We start from the raw sequence: 14,534 nt of genomic DNA, 5'->3' as shown, positions 1-14,534 counted from the left end.
GGGAGTGATGATCTCGCCGTTGATTTTGTAAGAGGCTGCCTACTATTTGCGGGGAATTTGCCTACGAAATTGGCAGATGCTTCTGCTAGCGGAATGGTGATGAACGCGAAATCATGTGGGCACAAAGCAGCCCGGCCAGGGACTGCCAGCAGCCAAGGAAGGCGAATGCTCAAGAACAATTTTGAAAATCTGGAACTCGACAGGCTGGAGAATGAGTCAAGAAAGCTTGTGGCCGAAAGGAAAAAGCTATTGGCGGAGGAAAAAAGCTTAATAGAGAGACAAATTTATATCCACTTGCAGTAATAGCTGGGGTGGTGACAGCAATCACCGCCGTAGCAGGCGTTTTCTTCAAGTTTTGATTGTTCGCGTTCCACAACTGTCGGACCCATGACCAAAAAAGGAAAATCCACATGAGTACCTATGACCGCAAAGCCAGAATGGAAGAACTGGAACGTGAGCACGAAGAGTGGGAGGAAAGAATGCGTATTAAAAACAAGGGCGATATGTACCCAATCTGGGGAATGCTAGCGTTCGGCCTGTTTTGCATGTCACTCGGATTCATGTTGGCTCGATCGATCTGATCAAGCCTTGTCGTTCGCATTGGCGCTGAAACCTGCCTGAAAACGACATTTAACGTACCTGGAGCCGACAGCCATTTTCCCGAAAACGACAACCCGCTGATCTGCTCCGCACAACCATTCCTCAGCTAAGTCTTTGCTTCTGCTCATTTATCGCGGAGAATCCCGCCCCTGTTTCGGCCGGAGCATGTCTGTCGGTTTTTTCCGACGCGTCCTGACCGAGTGGCAAGTGACCGGAATGCGGAGATCCGACCGGATGAATGATCAGGCCAATAGCGTCGACGCACGCTATGAAGCGGCAGCACCAGCTGAACTGTCGAGCTGGAATCGCCATGACACCACGTGGATGTTGGGACTGTTCGGGACGGCCATTGGCGCCGGCACCCTGTTTTTGCCGATCAACGCCGGTCTGGGTGGCTTCTGGCCGCTGGTGATCCTCGCGTTGCTGGCCTTCCCGATGACATTCTTCGCTCACCGAGGCCTGACCCGCTTCGTGCTCTCCGGTCGCGAAGGCGCCGACATCACTGACGTGGTGGAGCAGCATTTCGGCATCAAGGCCGGTGCGCTGATCACCCTGCTGTACTTCTTCGCCATCTTCCCGATCCTGCTGATCTACAGCGTCGGCCTGACCAACACGGTCGCCAGCTTCCTCGAACACCAACTGCACATCACGCCGCCACCGCGCGTGCTGCTGTCGTTCGTGCTGATCCTCGGCCTGCTGGCCGTGGTGCGTTGCGGCGAAACGGCGATCGTCAAGGCGATGAGCCTGATGGTTTATCCGTTCATCGTCGCGCTGCTGTTCCTTGCGGTGTACCTGATTCCGCACTGGAACGGCGGCATCCTCACCACCGCCTCGCAAGTGCCGGCGCCATCGGCGCTGTTGCATACGCTGTGGCTGGCGATTCCGGTAATGGTGTTCTCGTTCAACCACTCGCCGATCATCTCGGCGTTCGCGGTGGATCAGAAGCGTCGTTACGGTGCCAATGCGGAGCAGCGCAGCTCGCAGATCCTCTGCCGCGCCCACCTGCTGATGGTGGTGATGGTGCTGTTCTTCGTCTTCAGTTGCGTGCTGACCCTGTCGCCAGAGCAACTGGCGGAAGCCAAGGCGCAGAACCTGTCGATCCTGTCGTACCTGGCCAACCACTTCAGCAACCCGGCCATCGCCTTTGCGGCGCCGTTGATTGCCTTCGTGGCGATTTCCAAGTCGTTCCTCGGCCACTACATCGGTGCCAGCGAAGGCCTCAAGGGCCTGATCGTCAAGAGCGGCAAGCGTCCGGGCGCCAAGGCGCTGGATCGCATCGTCGCGGCGTTCATGCTGGTGGTGTGCTGGATCGTTGCGACCCTGAACCCGAGCATTCTCGGGATGATCGAGGCCGTCGGCGGTCCGGTGATCGCGGCGATCCTGTTCCTGATGCCGATGTACGCGATTCGTAAAGTACCGGCGATGGCGCGCTATCGCGGCCAGGCGTCGAACGTGTTCGTAACCTTGGTCGGTCTGGTGGCCATTTCGGCGGTGATTTATTCGCTGACGGCGTAAGCCAAAGCGCCAAAGACTCGGTGACAGTGGCCGCTGTGCGTAATGCGCACAGCGGCTTTTTTTCGTCTGGAGACAGTTGGATTGTCGAGCGCGCCCAACTGTTTTTCCAGCGAGGGCATAGGGCGGACAAACCGCTGATTCTGGCGCGGCTCAAGCATGATGCACTGGCGGTACAGCAGGCCCTCAAGCCCGCGCCTACAGGTCTCCAGGCATAAAAAAACGCCGCCCATCTCACGATGGGCGGCGTTTTCTAGTGCTTTGTAACGTTAGGCTTGAACGACCGGAATCTTGGCGTTTGCAGCCGCTTCACGGAACTCGGCGATCTGGTCGAAGGACAGGTAGCGGTAAACATCGGCCGCCATGCTGTCGATCTTGCCGGCGTATTCCATGTACTCCTCGACGGTCGGCAGGCGACCCAGGATCGAAGCCACGGATGCCAGCTCGGCCGAGGCCAGGTAGACGTTCGCGCCGTCGCCCAGACGGTTCGGGAAGTTACGGGTCGACGTCGAGACCACGGTGCTGTTCGGCTCAACGCGTGCCTGGTTACCCATGCACAGCGAGCAGCCTGGCATTTCCATGCGTGCGCCGGCCTTGCCGTAGATGCCGTAGTAGCCTTCTTCGGTCAGTTGGTGAGCGTCCATCTTGGTCGGCGGCGACAGCCACAGACGGGTTGGCAGCTGACCCTTGACCTGATCCAGCAGCTTACCGGCAGCGCGGAAGTGACCGATGTTGGTCATGCACGAACCGATGAACACTTCGTCGATCTTCTCGCCAGCAACGCTGGACAGCAGACGGGCGTCGTCCGGATCGTTCGGCGCACACAGTACCGGCTCGTTGATGTCGGCCAGATCGATTTCGATGACTTCGGCGTATTCGGCGTCGGCATCGGCTTCCATCAGCTCAGGGTTGGCGATCCAGGCTTCCATCGCTTGCGCGCGACGTTCCAGGGTACGTGCATCGCCGTAGCCTTCGCCGATCATCCAGCGCAGCAGGGTGATGTTGGACTGCAGGTACTCGGTGATCGACTCTTTCGACAGCTTGATGGTGCAACCGGCAGCCGAACGTTCGGCCGAGGCGTCGGACAGTTCGAACGCCTGCTCCAGGGTCAGACCTTCCAGGCCTTCGATCTCCAGGATGCGGCCGGAGAAGGCGTTTTTCTTGCCTTTCTTCTCGACGGTCAGCAGACCGTTCTGGATGGCGAAGTAAGGAATGGCATGGACCAGGTCACGCAGGGTGATGCCAGGTTTCATTTTGCCTTTGAAGCGCACCAGGATCGATTCCGGCATGTCCAGCGGCATGACGCCGGTGGCAGCGGCGAATGCGACCAGACCGGAACCGGCCGGGAACGAGATGCCCATCGGGAAGCGGGTGTGCGAGTCACCACCGGTACCCACGGTGTCCGGCAGCAGCATGCGGTTCAGCCACGAGTGGATGATGCCGTCGCCCGGACGCAGGGAAACGCCGCCGCGGGTCATGATGAAGTCAGGCAGGGTGTGGTGGGTGGTCACGTCGATCGGCTTCGGATACGCCGCGGTGTGGCAGAAGGACTGCATCACCAGGTCAGCGGAGAAGCCCAGGCACGCCAGGTCTTTCAGTTCGTCACGGGTCATCGGACCGGTGGTGTCCTGAGAACCTACGGTGGTCATCTTCGGTTCGCAGTAGGTGCCAGGACGAACGCCTTGGCCTTCTGCCAGACCGCAAGCCTTGCCGACCATTTTCTGCGCCAGGGTGAAGCCCTTGGTGCTTTCAGCCGGTGCTTCCGGCTTCTTGAACAGGTCGAATGCAGGCAGACCCAGTTCGGCGCGCGCCTTCTCGGTCAGGCCACGGCCGATGATCAGCGGAATACGACCGCCGGCACGGACTTCGTCCAGCAGCACAGGGGTCTTCATTTCGAAGGTGGTGATGACTTCGTCGGTACCGTGCTTGCAGACTTTGCCAGCGTGCGGGTACAGGTCGATCACGTCGCCCATGTTCATGTTCGATACGTCGAACTCGATTGGCAGGGCGCCGGCATCTTCCATGGTGTTGTAGAAGATCGGAGCGATTTTGCTGCCGAAGCAGAAACCGCCAGCGCGCTTGTTCGGCACATAAGGGATGTCGTCGCCGAAGAACCACAGCACCGAGTTGGTCGCCGATTTACGCGAGGAACCGGTACCGACCACGTCACCGACGTAGGCGATCGGGAAGCCTTGACCGCGCATTTCTTCGATCTGCTTCATCGGGCCGGTCTTGCCTTGCTCGTCCGGAACGATGCCGTCACGGGCCATTTTCAGCATGGCCAGGGCGTGCAGCGGGATGTCAGGACGCGACCAGGCGTCTGGCGCAGGGGACAGGTCGTCGGTGTTGGTTTCGCCGGTGACCTTGAATACGCGCAGGCTGATCTTGTCGGCCAGGACAGGACGCTTCTTGAACCACTCGCCGTCAGCCCAGGATTGCAGCACGGCTTTGGCGTGAACGTTGCCGTTCTTGGCTTTTTCAGCCACGTCGTGGAAGGCATCGAACATCAGCAGGGTGTGCTTGAGTTCTTCGGCAGCCACTGGCGCCAGTTCGGCGTTGTCCAGCAGTTCAACCAGGGTCACGATGTTGTAGCCGCCCTGCATGGTGCCGAGCAGTTCTACAGCGCGCTTCTTGTCCAGCAGAGGGGAGGAGACTTCGCCTTTGGCCAGGGCCGACAGGAAACCGGCTTTGACGTAAGCGGCTTCGTCCACTCCTGGTGGTACGCGGTTGGTGATCAGGTCAACGAGGAAAGCTTCTTCGCCAGCCGGAGGATTCTTCAGCAGCTCGACCAGGCCTGCAGTTTGTTCGGCGTTAAGCGGCTGGGGAACGATACCCAGGGCTGCACGCTCTTCGATATGTTTGCGGTAGGCTTCAAGCACAGTTATTACCCTCATCAGTGGTCCCAAATGGGTGTCCGGGACGCTCATCCCGAAATTGCCGTACTCATGCACCGCACGACGTTGTGAGTCGTTTGGCCAGAATTACCGGCAATTCCTTACAGAAGCTGCTTTCAAAGTTTTACGCCTGCAGAACGGGGAGCTGATGAGGGTTGGCGTTGGGCTTTTCCCCGCTGGAAAAACCCTTCGCCAACACCGCTCTGAAGGAACGACTGTGCTCGTGACGCTTTGAAAACAGCTTCTAACGGACATTGGCGCCTTAAAAGGCTGGCTGATTCTACGGCAAAAAAAATTTAAAGGTAAGTCGCGCTCTATTGGACTTTGGTGGCGTTGTGCGCAGGTGAGTCAAACCGTGTGCCAGCGCTTGCCCCTGACGTTTGAGGGGTGATCAATGCCCGACAAAGGGCTAACATGCCGACCTGTTCCGCGTTTCAGTGTTTTGCCAATTTATGCCCAATCAGACCATCAAGACCCCCTGCGTCGGCCTCTGCTCCACTGTTTACGGAGATCTGGTGTGCCGTGGCTGCAAGCGTTTCCACCACGAAGTGATCCACTGGAATGGTTACGGCGAGGAGGAAAAGCGTGCGGTGTGGTTGCGTCTGGAACAATTGCTGTCACAAGTGATGGCGAGCAAGGTCGAGATCTTTGATCCGGCGCGCCTGCGCCAACAGCTGGAACAGCGCAAGATCCGCTTCGTGCCGCATCAGTCGGAATATTGCTGGGCCTATCAGCTGATTGCGCGCGGGGCGCGGGTGATCATTAATCTGGAAGCCTACGGAATGGTGTTGCTGCCGGAGTTCCGCGACTGGAACCTCCCGGAGTTGCGCGATGCCATTGATCGGGAATTCTTCCTGCTGTCGGAAGCGCATTATCAGCGCTATATCGCCCCGGGCTTCCTCAAGGACGCCTTTGGCGCCTGAAGATCAAAAGCTTCGCGAGCAAGCCCGCTCCCACAGGAGATTGCATTCCAAATGTGGGAGCGGGCTTGCTCGCGAAGACTGACTTTCAAACGCCGCAGTCCCTAATGCTTCACCGCCAACTCCACCAGATGATCTTCAATCTCCTCCGGCTTGAGCACCAGCACGTCGCTTTCCAGGGCATCCAGCACCACTTCGGCGGTATTGCCGATCAGTGCGCCTGACAACCCGGTGCGCGCCACAGTGCCGATCACCGTCACCGCCGCCTGCAGCTTGTGCGCCATGAATGGGATCAGCACGTCGGCCGGGCCTTCCTCGATGTGCAGATGCGCGTCATCGACATCGAATTCCGCCTGAAACGCCCGGCATTGCTCCCGATAACGTGCTTCGATGGTTTCGCTGAGCTGTAAGGTCGGATCGGCTGCCGAGAGCATCGGCGACGGATGCGCGCTGATCACATGCAGATGCGCCTTGGCCAGGCTGGCGATGTCGTAGCCGTGATCGATGATTGTGGTGTGCAGATGCCGGTGGTCGCCATCGGCATTGCCCACGTCGACAGCCGCGAGAATCACCCGGTCTTTCCACGGCGTGGCGGTTTTCACCAGCAACACCGGAGTCGGGCAGTGCCGCAGCAGTTTCCAGTCCGCCGGGGTCAGCAAAGCCTTTTTCAGCGCACTGTCGGGATAGTGCTGTTTGATCACCAGCCCGCAGCCTTCGGCCTGCTGCACATCGATGATGGTTTCGTGCAGGCTTTCGTTCCACGCCTGTTCGGTGGTGACGCTGTAGCCATCTGCTAAAAGCGCAGCTTTGAGCACGCCAAGCATGCCGGCGTGGTCGTGCTTCTTGTCGCACACCAGCAGGTGCAGATGGGCCTGGGTCACGCCGGCGATCAACTTGGCGCGCTTGAGCGCCAGGCTTTCCGAATGTTCGGGTTCGATGACCACCAGAATGCTGCGAATGGCTTGCATGAGCGGAGTCTCCAGCAAAGAAAAGGCACGGCGTTGCACAACTATAGTTGCTGCTCATCGGGACGCGACTTGATGCATATCAACGCCTGCGACTGGTGGTCTGCGGGCAGGCCGGTATAATCGGCGCCCTTCGCGCCAATACCTTTACCGTGAGCCCCATGATCCTTCCCGAAATCCACGAATTCCTTGGCTGCCGCACGCCCGACGCCTGGGTCCAGGCGGCACTGGCCGATCAGGAAACCCTGCTGATCGACCACAAGAATTGCGAGTTCAAGGCCGCCAGCACCGCGCTGAGCCTGATTGCCAAGTACCATTCCCACGTCGACCTGATCAATATGATGTCGCGTCTGGCCCGGGAAGAGCTGGTGCACCACGAACAAGTCATGCGCATCATGAAACGCCGCAAGATCGAGCTGCGCCAGCTGCATGCCGGGCGCTACGCCTCGAGTCTACGCAAAGTAGTGCGCAGCCATGAGCCGGTGAAACTGGTGGATACGCTGGTCGTAGGCGCGTTCATCGAAGCGCGCAGTTGCGAGCGTTTCGAAGCGCTGGTGCCGCATCTGGACGAAGAACTCGGCAAGTTCTATTTCGGCCTGCTGAAAAGCGAGGCGCGGCACTTCCAGGGTTATCTGAAACTGGCTTACCAGTACGGCGACGCGAAGGACATCACTCAGGTGATCGACAAGGTGCGTGCTGCCGAGCAGGAGCTGATCGAGTCGCCGGATGAAGAGTTCCGCTTCCACAGTGGTGTGCCGGTCGCGGCCTGAAGATCAAAAGATCGCAGCCTTCGGCAGCTCCTACATTGGGAATGCGTTTCCCTGTAGGAGCTGCCGCAGGCTGCGATCTTTGCTCTTGATTGTTAAAAACTCTTAAGAGTATGAAATATCACCGAAAACCGGCCCCTGTGGCCGGTTTTTGCTGCCCGAAACAACGCCTCGCCAGCGATTGCCGCCATAATGTCGCCCACTTCACATATGGGTTGGCAGACGGTCGTTATGGATAACCTGGGTTTTGGCAAAGTCCTGCTGGTCGAAGACGATGAGCGTCTGGCCACGTTGATTGCGCACTTTCTCGAACAGCATGGCTACGAGGTGCGCGCGGTGCATCGAGGTGATCTGGCAGTGGCCGCGTTTCTCGAGTTCCAGCCCAAAGTGGTGGTGCTCGACCTGATGTTGCCGGGGCAGAGCGGGCTGCACGTGTGTCGGGAAATTCGCAGCGTGTCGGACACGCCGATTGTCATCCTCACCGCCAAGGAAGACGACCTCGACCATATTCTCGGCCTGGAATCCGGCGCCGACGACTACGTGATCAAACCGATCAAACCGCCGGTATTGCTCGCTCGGCTACGCGCCTTGCAGCGGCGGCAAATGCCGGAAGCCGGCGTGGTCAGTGCGCTGGAGTTCGGGCGCTTGAGCATCGATCGCAGCTGTCGCGAAGTGCGTCTGGCCGGCGAGATCATCGAAATGACCACCATGGAATTCGAGCTGCTGTGGCTGCTGGCCAGCGCCGCGGGCAAGACCCTGTCGCGCGATGACATCCTCAACCGCATGCGTGGTATCGCCTTCGACGGGCTCAATCGCAGCGTCGACGTGTACATCAGCAAGTTGCGCAACAAACTCAAGGACAATCCCCGCGAACCGGTGTGTATCAAGACCGTGTGGGGCAAGGGTTATCTGTTCAATCCGTTCGCGTGGGAGCTGTAGATGCTGCGGTTATTCCTCGGGCTGTTTCTGGTGATGACGGTGGGCCTGGTCCTGGCCCTGCAAACTGTCGAACACACCTTCAACGCGTTGCTCGACAACCAGATGCAGGCCTACAACCGTGAGGCGGTGCGCGGGCAAGCGTGGTCACTGGTCGAGCACATGCGCGATCAGCAAGGCGCGGCGCGCGAGCAGCAACTGGAGACGTTGCGCCCGCACTACGGTTTGTCGCTGAAACTGGTCGAGGCCGACCAACTGGGGCTCAGTCCTGAGGAAAAATCCGAATTGGCGCAGAACCTGTTGGTGATCCGCGACAACTACACCCAGTTCATCAGCAACATCGACGGAGGCTCGCAACTGCTCAGCATCAAGTTGCCGCCGGAGCCGAGCCTGATGCCGTTCTACATCGCAGTGGCTTACGCGATGCTCGCGGTGCTGATCGGCATTGTGCTGTTCTTCTGGGTGCGCCCGCACTGGCGCGATCTGGAAAAACTGCGCCTGGCCGCCGAGCGTTTTGGTGACAACGATTTGTCGGTGCGCATTCAACTGTCAAAACGCTCGAACATCCGCGATCTGGCGGAACACTTCAACCTGATGGCGGCGCGCATCGAGAGCCTGATCGCCAATCAGCGCGAACTGACCAACGCTGTGTCCCACGAGTTGCGCACGCCGATTGCGCGGCTGTCGTTCGAACTCGATCAGCTCAAGCAACAGCCGGACGCCACTCAGAATCGCGAACTGATCGCCGATATGTACGCCGACCTTGGCGAGCTGGAAGAAATGGTCTCCGAACTGCTGACCTACGCCAGCCTCGAACGCGGTGCGACGGTGATCAAGCGCGAAAACATTCAGGCCGCCAACTGGCTCGACAGCGTGGTCGGCAGCGTGGCGCTGGAGGCGGAAGCGGCGGGGGTGCAGTTGCTGATTGGTGACTGCCGGCTCGACACCGTGCGCATCGAGCCACGGTTCATGGCGCGCGCAGTGATCAATCTGCTGCGCAACGCCATTCGTTATGCCGAGCAGCGGGTCGAAGTGACACTGGTGCGTAGCGGCGATTATTACGAAGTGCGGGTCAACGACGACGGCCCGGGTGTGCCGGTGGAAGGCCGGGAGAAAATCTTCGAACCGTTCTCGCGGCTGGATGCCAGTCGCGACCGTCGCACCGGTGGCTTCGGCCTGGGGCTGGCGCTGGTGCGGCGGGTGTCGCAGTCCCATGGCGGACAGGTCGAGGTCGGGGAGTCCGTTTGGGGCGGGGCGTCGTTTCGCATGACCTGGGCGCATCTGGACTGATTTGTGTAGACAGGTTGGGCCCTATCGCGAGCAGGCTCACTCCTGCATTTGGAATGCATTCCCTTGTAGGAGTGAGCCTGCTCGCGATAGGGCCATCAATCACAACACAACCCCCTGCTCATTTGACCAACCCCAACCGCTCATGCCACTGCGCAATCGACTCCTCGGGATACACCGCAAACTGCTTGTCCTTGGGCTTGGCATTCACCTCAACCCACGGCGCCTTCGACCCCAGCATCAAATGTGTATGCTCCGGCGGCACCGGCAGCTGCGTATCAATGGCCGAGGCGAACGGATGAATCAGCTCCGGCCATTCCGGGCTGAACAGCCACAATCCGCTGCCGCACTGTGAGCAGAAATGCCGCTCGGCGGTACTGCGATGGGCACGTTTGTCACCTTCTTCCTTCATCCTGGCGTGGTAGATGCTGATGTGTTTACGCCCCTGAACCTTGAGGCTGGCCGCATCGCCACCGAGGTTGATCGCATAACCGCCACCGCCCTGGGTCTTGCGGCAGATCGAGCAATAGCAGCGTTGATAAGGGTAGGGATGGGCGCTGGTCAGGCTGAAGGTGACGGCGCCGCAGTGGCAGGAGCCTTCGAGGTGCATGAGGGGCCTCCGGTTGGCTGAAGTGGTGCGGTTGAGCCTAGAAGATTTGTGGTGATCATGTTGACGCCTTCGCGGGCAAGCCCGCTCCCACAGGGGAACGCATTTCAAAATGTGGGAGCGGGCTTGCTCGCGAAGAACGATAACGCGGTCTAGACCTTGGCAACGCGCCACAGGTACCAAGCTGCCACCGTCCGATACGGACTCCACGCCAAGCCAATCTCGATCATCTGCCTGCGCGTCGGCTGTACCTCCAGTCCCTTCAAGCGCCGATAGCCCTCGCGCACGCCAAAGTCATCCGCCGGCAGAATATCCATGCGCTCCAGGCTGTAGATCAGCAGCATCTCCACGGTCCAGCGGCCAACCCCGCGCAGGCTGACCAGGCGTTCGATCAGCGCTTCATCGTCCATCGCCAGCGCGGTGGGATAATCCGGCACCACACCGTCCAGCGTCGCCCGGGCGATGCCCTGAATGGTCGTAATCTTGCCCGCCGAGAAACCGCAGCCGCGCAGTTGATCGAAGTCACTCGCGAGAATCTGTTCCGGCCGGGGAAACGTCTGCCCCGGAAACAGCGCCACCAGACGCCCGACAATCGCATCCCCGGCCTTGGCGTGCAGTTGCTGATAGGCAATCGCCCGCACCAGCGATTCGTAAGGGTCACGCGCCGGGTGCGGTTGATGCAGGCAGGTGCCGACGGCCGCAACGTGGCGCTGCCAGTCCTCGTCGAGCGTGGCCAGAAATTGACTGGCCGCCTGATAACGATCCGGCATGCTATTTCAGCAGCCCGTTGACTTCGCCGTAGGTCAGCGCCTTGAGATCATGGGTGTCGAGCTTGCCGCTGGCGAGGAAGCTTTTCACCAGCGAGCCCATCGCCCCATAGAGGAATTCGGCGATGCCAGACCCGGCGCTCAGGCGCCGCACGCCCAGGGCTTGCAGCTCGGACGGCGAGGGCAGGCAAGCGAAGCCGAGCACGTTCACCGGCAGTGACGTGCCCTTGCAGATTGCCTCGATTTCATAAGCGGCGGTCACGCCAGCGGCAAACAAGCCATCGGCCCCGGCGGCCTGATACAACGCTGAACGGCGCAGGGTTTCGGCGACGCGATCCTCGGCCGGTACCAGACCCTTGAGGTAGACGTCAGTGCGCGCGTTGATGAACAGCTTCACATCACGCTTCTGAGCGACTTGCCGCGCCACTTCAATCTTGCGCGCCAACAGCTCCGGGGCGCCGCTGCCGTCCTCGATATTGATCCCGACCGCACCGGCGGCGAGCACCGCATCGACCACTTCGGCCACACGGCCAAGGTCATCGGAATAACCCGCCTCGATGTCCACGCTCAGCGGCACCTGGATCACCCGCGTGATGGATTCCACGGTTGAAATCAGCCGTTCGAGGTGCAGGGTGTTGCCGTCTGGATAGCCATGCGCCCAAGCGACTGCCGCGCTGCTGGTGGCGACCGCTTGCCCACCCGCGTGCTCGACCAGCCGCGCGCCGGTGGCGTCGGCGACGTTGGTCAGGATCAGCAGACCTTCCTGGTGTAACTGGTGAAACCGAGTGTCGAGCGCGTTCATCGAAATCCCTTCTTGTGAGTGGTGCAAAGCGTCAGAAAGCCAGTGGTTGCGTGAGCTGCACCGCAGCGTTTTCCAGCCTCAGCAGAAACGCCTTGCGCGGCTGTCCACCACCATAGCCGGTCAACGAACCGTCCGCACCGATCACCCGATGGCACGGAACCACGATCGACAGCCGATTGTGCCCATTGGCCAAGCCAACCGCGCGACTGGCGCCGGGTTTGCCCAGGCGTGTGGCGATGGCGCCGTAGGTACTGGTGTGTCCATAAGGAATTTGCAGCAGTTGCTCCCAGACTTGCCGGTCGAACGCGCTGCCGGGCAGGTGCAGCGGGACACTGAATGCACTGCGCGTCCCGGCAAAATATTCGTTGAGTTGCTCTTCGATCTGCCGCAAATGCGCGTTGTGCCCCGGTGCGACCACGTAGCCATGACGGGTCTGCAGCTCTTCGACTTCGCGGGTCAGCGCCGGGCGGTCGAGAAACTCCAGCAACACCAGCCCGCGACGTTCGGCCATGGCGATCATCGGCCCCAGCGGCGTGGTGAGGCGGGTGAACAGCAACGGTTCACTGTTCGCCGCGCGGCCCGGGGTGATGTGGAACGACTTCTGGAATGCATCGCGAAAACCGCTGAGCGATTCGTAGCCGGAATCGAACGCCGCATGGTCAATCGAGGTGCCTTGGCGGATGCCGCCCAGTGCCATGCCGAGTCGGCGCGTGCGCAGCCACGCATGGAAGGTCATGCCGAAATGCTGCTTGAACCAGCGCCGCAGCTTCAGCGGTTCGATGCCTTCGGCCAGCAGTTGCGCATCGCTCCAGCGCGCTTCCGGGTCGGCATCGACGGCGGTCAGCAGGCGCTGCACCCAGTCGGGGGCGATGGCTGCGGCGTCCAGCGGCTTGCAGCGCAGGCAGGCGCGATACCCGGCGCTCAAGCACTCATCGGCGTGGGCGAAGAATTCGACGTTTTCCGGTTTCGGCTTGCGCGCCGTGCAGCTGGGGCGGCAGAAGATCCCGGTGGTTTTCACGGCCGTGAAGAACACGCCTTCGTAGGCGGTGTCGCGTTCGAGCATGGCGCGAACCATCTCGGCGTTGGGCGGCAGGAGTGCGGTTTGTATGTTCATGGGCAGAGCTTAAATCCAGGATTTCGATGGCTCCACCGAAAAATCGACAGTGAATTTTCAAATGCCCTGAACTACCGTGTAGGAGCTGCCGCAGGCTGCGATCTTTTGATCTTGTTTCTTAAAATCAAAAGCAAAAGATCGCAGCCTGCGGCAGCTCCTACAGTTGAGGGATTGAGTTCATGCCACCGTTCATCATTCAACACATCGATCACATCGTCCTGCGCGTCGCCGATCTGCAACGCAGTATCGAGTTCTACCGCCAGGTCTTCGGCGCAGAGGTGGTCAGGCACAACGAACCATTGGGTCTGGTGCACCTGCGCGCCGGCACCTCGATGATCGACCTGGTCGACTTGCAGGGCGAGCTTGGGCAGAAGGGGGGCGGGGCGGCCGGTAAAGAGCGGCGCAACGTCGATCACTTCTGCCTGCGCATCGAGCCGTTCGATGAATCTGCGCTGACAGAGCACTTGCAGGCGCACGGTCTGACCGTGGAAAAAGCCGCCCGACGCTTCGGCGCAGAGGGCTACGGCCTGTCGTTGTATTGCTTCGACCCGGACGGCAATCAGGTCGAACTCAAAGGCCCGTCCGAGGCCTAGGCATCACGCGCGTTTCGCCAGCAACAACACCGAAGCCGCCGCCGACAACAGCCCTGCGCAGCAACGGTTGAAGAACCGTTTGCCGCGCGGCTCGGCGAACCAGCGGCGCATGTGCAGGCCCATCCACGCGTAGGCGCCGATGGCAATCCATTCCAGCAGCAGAAACAGCGCGCCGAGCACGGCGAATTGCGCCGGCACCGGGCGGCTCGGATCAACGAATTGCGGCAGAAACGCGGTGAACAACAGGATTGCTTTCGGATTGCCCGCCGCCACCAGAAACTCCTGCCGCGCCAGCCGCCAGAACCCCACCGACGCTCCGGCCATCTGCTGCTCGGCCTCGGGATTGGCCCGCCACAGGTGCCAGGCCAGGTAAAGCAGGTACGCCGCGCCGATGATCTTGATCGTATGGAACAGCCATTCCGAGGTCTGCAATACCACCGACAATCCGGCACCCGCGAGGGCGATCATTGCGGCGAACGCGATAATCCGTCCGACACCGGCGGCACACGCCCGACGATAGCCGTAGCGGGTGGCATTACTGACCGACAGCAGGTTGTTCGGGCCGGGGGCCATGTTCAGGGCGAAACAGGCCGGGAGAAACAGCGAGAGCGTGGCGAGATCCATAGGCTTGGGCTCCGGAAACGATGCTGCTTTTTTATCACAGGCTGCGGGCGCCTTGACCCGTACAGTCACGCGGTGCTGTCGCGGTACAGCATTGGCAGCCCTTTAATCGAGTCGAACTTTTCTGATTCTTCAGAACTCTCAAAGGT

General features: G+C 60.3%; 14 protein-coding genes. 7 read left to right on the top strand and 7 right to left on the bottom strand.

Annotated elements, in window-relative coordinates:
• Nucleotides 1-410 precede the first annotated feature (410 nt).
• Nucleotides 411-581, top strand: coding sequence for a hypothetical protein (locus tag CKW11_RS28690; RefSeq protein ID WP_166497649.1), 171 nt, complete (start codon nucleotides 411-413; stop codon nucleotides 579-581).
• Between the two features lie 253 nt (nucleotides 582-834).
• Nucleotides 835-2,115: an HAAAP family serine/threonine permease gene (locus tag CKW11_RS23840; RefSeq protein ID WP_095139651.1), complete on the top strand. Its 1,281-nt coding sequence runs from the start codon at nucleotides 835-837 to the stop codon at nucleotides 2,113-2,115.
• Nucleotides 2,116-2,381: 266 nt separating this feature from the next.
• On the opposite strand, the gene acnB is transcribed toward CKW11_RS23840, so the two are convergent.
• A complete protein-coding gene (gene acnB, locus CKW11_RS23835; RefSeq protein WP_045122402.1) occupies nucleotides 2,382-4,991 on the bottom strand; it encodes a bifunctional aconitate hydratase 2/2-methylisocitrate dehydratase in 2,610 nt (869 codons plus the stop codon).
• 467 nt (nucleotides 4,992-5,458) lie between these two features.
• Between acnB and CKW11_RS23830 the strand changes: the two genes are divergently transcribed.
• Nucleotides 5,459-5,929, top strand: a complete 471-nt coding sequence (locus CKW11_RS23830) for a DUF1289 domain-containing protein (RefSeq protein ID WP_007965774.1) — start codon at nucleotides 5,459-5,461, stop codon at nucleotides 5,927-5,929.
• 101 nt (nucleotides 5,930-6,030) lie between these two features.
• On the opposite strand, the gene CKW11_RS23825 is transcribed toward CKW11_RS23830, so the two are convergent.
• Nucleotides 6,031-6,894 (bottom strand): universal stress protein, encoded by an 864-nt coding sequence (locus tag CKW11_RS23825; protein ID WP_095139650.1) that lies wholly within the window; start codon nucleotides 6,892-6,894, stop codon nucleotides 6,031-6,033.
• Nucleotides 6,895-7,052: 158 nt separating this feature from the next.
• Between CKW11_RS23825 and CKW11_RS23820 the strand changes: the two genes are divergently transcribed.
• The 3 genes from CKW11_RS23820 to CKW11_RS23810 all read left to right on the top strand — a co-directional run bounded on the left by CKW11_RS23820 (nucleotide 7,053) and on the right by CKW11_RS23810 (nucleotide 9,884).
• Nucleotides 7,053-7,661 (top strand): tRNA-(ms[2]io[6]A)-hydroxylase, encoded by a 609-nt coding sequence (locus CKW11_RS23820; RefSeq protein ID WP_095139649.1) that lies wholly within the window; start codon nucleotides 7,053-7,055, stop codon nucleotides 7,659-7,661.
• A 228-nt stretch (nucleotides 7,662-7,889) separates the two neighbouring features.
• Nucleotides 7,890-8,597 carry a response regulator gene (locus CKW11_RS23815; RefSeq protein WP_027613172.1) on the top strand — a complete coding sequence of 236 codons (708 nt, stop codon included), beginning with the start codon at nucleotides 7,890-7,892 and terminating at the stop codon, nucleotides 8,595-8,597.
• Nucleotides 8,598-9,884 (top strand): ATP-binding protein, encoded by a 1,287-nt coding sequence (locus CKW11_RS23810; protein WP_095139648.1) that lies wholly within the window; start codon nucleotides 8,598-8,600, stop codon nucleotides 9,882-9,884.
• Between the two features lie 118 nt (nucleotides 9,885-10,002).
• Here CKW11_RS23810 and CKW11_RS23805 read toward each other — a convergent pair whose 3' ends face one another.
• The 4 genes from CKW11_RS23805 to CKW11_RS23790 form a co-directional block, all read right to left on the bottom strand.
• Entirely contained in the window at nucleotides 10,003-10,491 is a 489-nt protein-coding gene (locus CKW11_RS23805; protein ID WP_095139647.1) for a GFA family protein, read from the bottom strand.
• Between the two features lie 149 nt (nucleotides 10,492-10,640).
• Nucleotides 10,641-11,258 carry a DNA-3-methyladenine glycosylase gene (locus CKW11_RS23800; protein ID WP_095139646.1) on the bottom strand — a complete coding sequence of 206 codons (618 nt, stop codon included), beginning with the start codon at nucleotides 11,256-11,258 and terminating at the stop codon, nucleotides 10,641-10,643.
• A gap of 1 nt (nucleotide 11,259) precedes the next feature.
• Nucleotides 11,260-12,057, bottom strand: coding sequence for an isocitrate lyase/phosphoenolpyruvate mutase family protein (locus tag CKW11_RS23795; protein WP_095139645.1), 798 nt, complete (start codon nucleotides 12,055-12,057; stop codon nucleotides 11,260-11,262).
• Between the two features lie 31 nt (nucleotides 12,058-12,088).
• Nucleotides 12,089-13,171: a bifunctional transcriptional activator/DNA repair enzyme AdaA gene (locus CKW11_RS23790; protein WP_095139644.1), complete on the bottom strand. Its 1,083-nt coding sequence runs from the start codon at nucleotides 13,169-13,171 to the stop codon at nucleotides 12,089-12,091.
• Nucleotides 13,172-13,350: 179 nt separating this feature from the next.
• Here CKW11_RS23790 and CKW11_RS23785 point away from each other — a divergent pair, with 179 nt between their 5' ends.
• Nucleotides 13,351-13,764 carry a VOC family protein gene (locus CKW11_RS23785; RefSeq protein WP_095139643.1) on the top strand — a complete coding sequence of 138 codons (414 nt, stop codon included), beginning with the start codon at nucleotides 13,351-13,353 and terminating at the stop codon, nucleotides 13,762-13,764.
• Between the two features lie 3 nt (nucleotides 13,765-13,767).
• Here the strand turns inward: CKW11_RS23785 and CKW11_RS23780 are convergent, their stop codons facing one another.
• Nucleotides 13,768-14,388, bottom strand: a complete 621-nt coding sequence (locus tag CKW11_RS23780) for a LysE family translocator (protein WP_095139642.1) — start codon at nucleotides 14,386-14,388, stop codon at nucleotides 13,768-13,770.
• Between the last annotated feature and the right edge of the window lie 146 nt (nucleotides 14,389-14,534).

The organism is Pseudomonas sp. Irchel s3a10 (genome assembly GCF_900187525.1).
GTDB classification, from domain to species: Bacteria; Pseudomonadota; Gammaproteobacteria; order Pseudomonadales; family Pseudomonadaceae; genus Aquipseudomonas; species Aquipseudomonas koreensis_G.
This window is presented reverse-complemented; position numbering and strand designations above follow the sequence as displayed.

Bases quoted from the DNA above. Each gene is read 5' to 3' on its own strand.
- CKW11_RS23810 (WP_095139648.1), top strand. From the start codon at position 8,598: ATGCTGCGGTTATTCCTCGGGCTGTTTCTGGTGATGACGGTGGGCCTG.
- CKW11_RS23795 (WP_095139645.1), bottom strand. From the start codon at position 12,057: ATGAACGCGCTCGACACTCGGTTTCACCAGTTACACCAGGAAGGTCTG.
- CKW11_RS23790 (WP_095139644.1), bottom strand. From the start codon at position 13,171: ATGAACATACAAACCGCACTCCTGCCGCCCAACGCCGAGATGGTTCGC.
- CKW11_RS23800 (WP_095139646.1), bottom strand. From the start codon at position 11,258: ATGCCGGATCGTTATCAGGCGGCCAGTCAATTTCTGGCCACGCTCGAC.
- CKW11_RS23840 (WP_095139651.1), top strand. From the start codon at position 835: ATGAATGATCAGGCCAATAGCGTCGACGCACGCTATGAAGCGGCAGCA.
- CKW11_RS23805 (WP_095139647.1), bottom strand. From the start codon at position 10,491: ATGCACCTCGAAGGCTCCTGCCACTGCGGCGCCGTCACCTTCAGCCTG.
- CKW11_RS23825 (WP_095139650.1), bottom strand. From the start codon at position 6,894: ATGCAAGCCATTCGCAGCATTCTGGTGGTCATCGAACCCGAACATTCG.
- CKW11_RS23830 (WP_007965774.1), top strand. From the start codon at position 5,459: ATGCCCAATCAGACCATCAAGACCCCCTGCGTCGGCCTCTGCTCCACT.
- CKW11_RS28690 (WP_166497649.1), top strand. From the start codon at position 411: ATGAGTACCTATGACCGCAAAGCCAGAATGGAAGAACTGGAACGTGAG.
- CKW11_RS23780 (WP_095139642.1), bottom strand. From the start codon at position 14,388: ATGGATCTCGCCACGCTCTCGCTGTTTCTCCCGGCCTGTTTCGCCCTG.
- CKW11_RS23820 (WP_095139649.1), top strand. From the start codon at position 7,053: ATGATCCTTCCCGAAATCCACGAATTCCTTGGCTGCCGCACGCCCGAC.
- CKW11_RS23815 (WP_027613172.1), top strand. From the start codon at position 7,890: ATGGATAACCTGGGTTTTGGCAAAGTCCTGCTGGTCGAAGACGATGAG.
- CKW11_RS23785 (WP_095139643.1), top strand. From the start codon at position 13,351: ATGCCACCGTTCATCATTCAACACATCGATCACATCGTCCTGCGCGTC.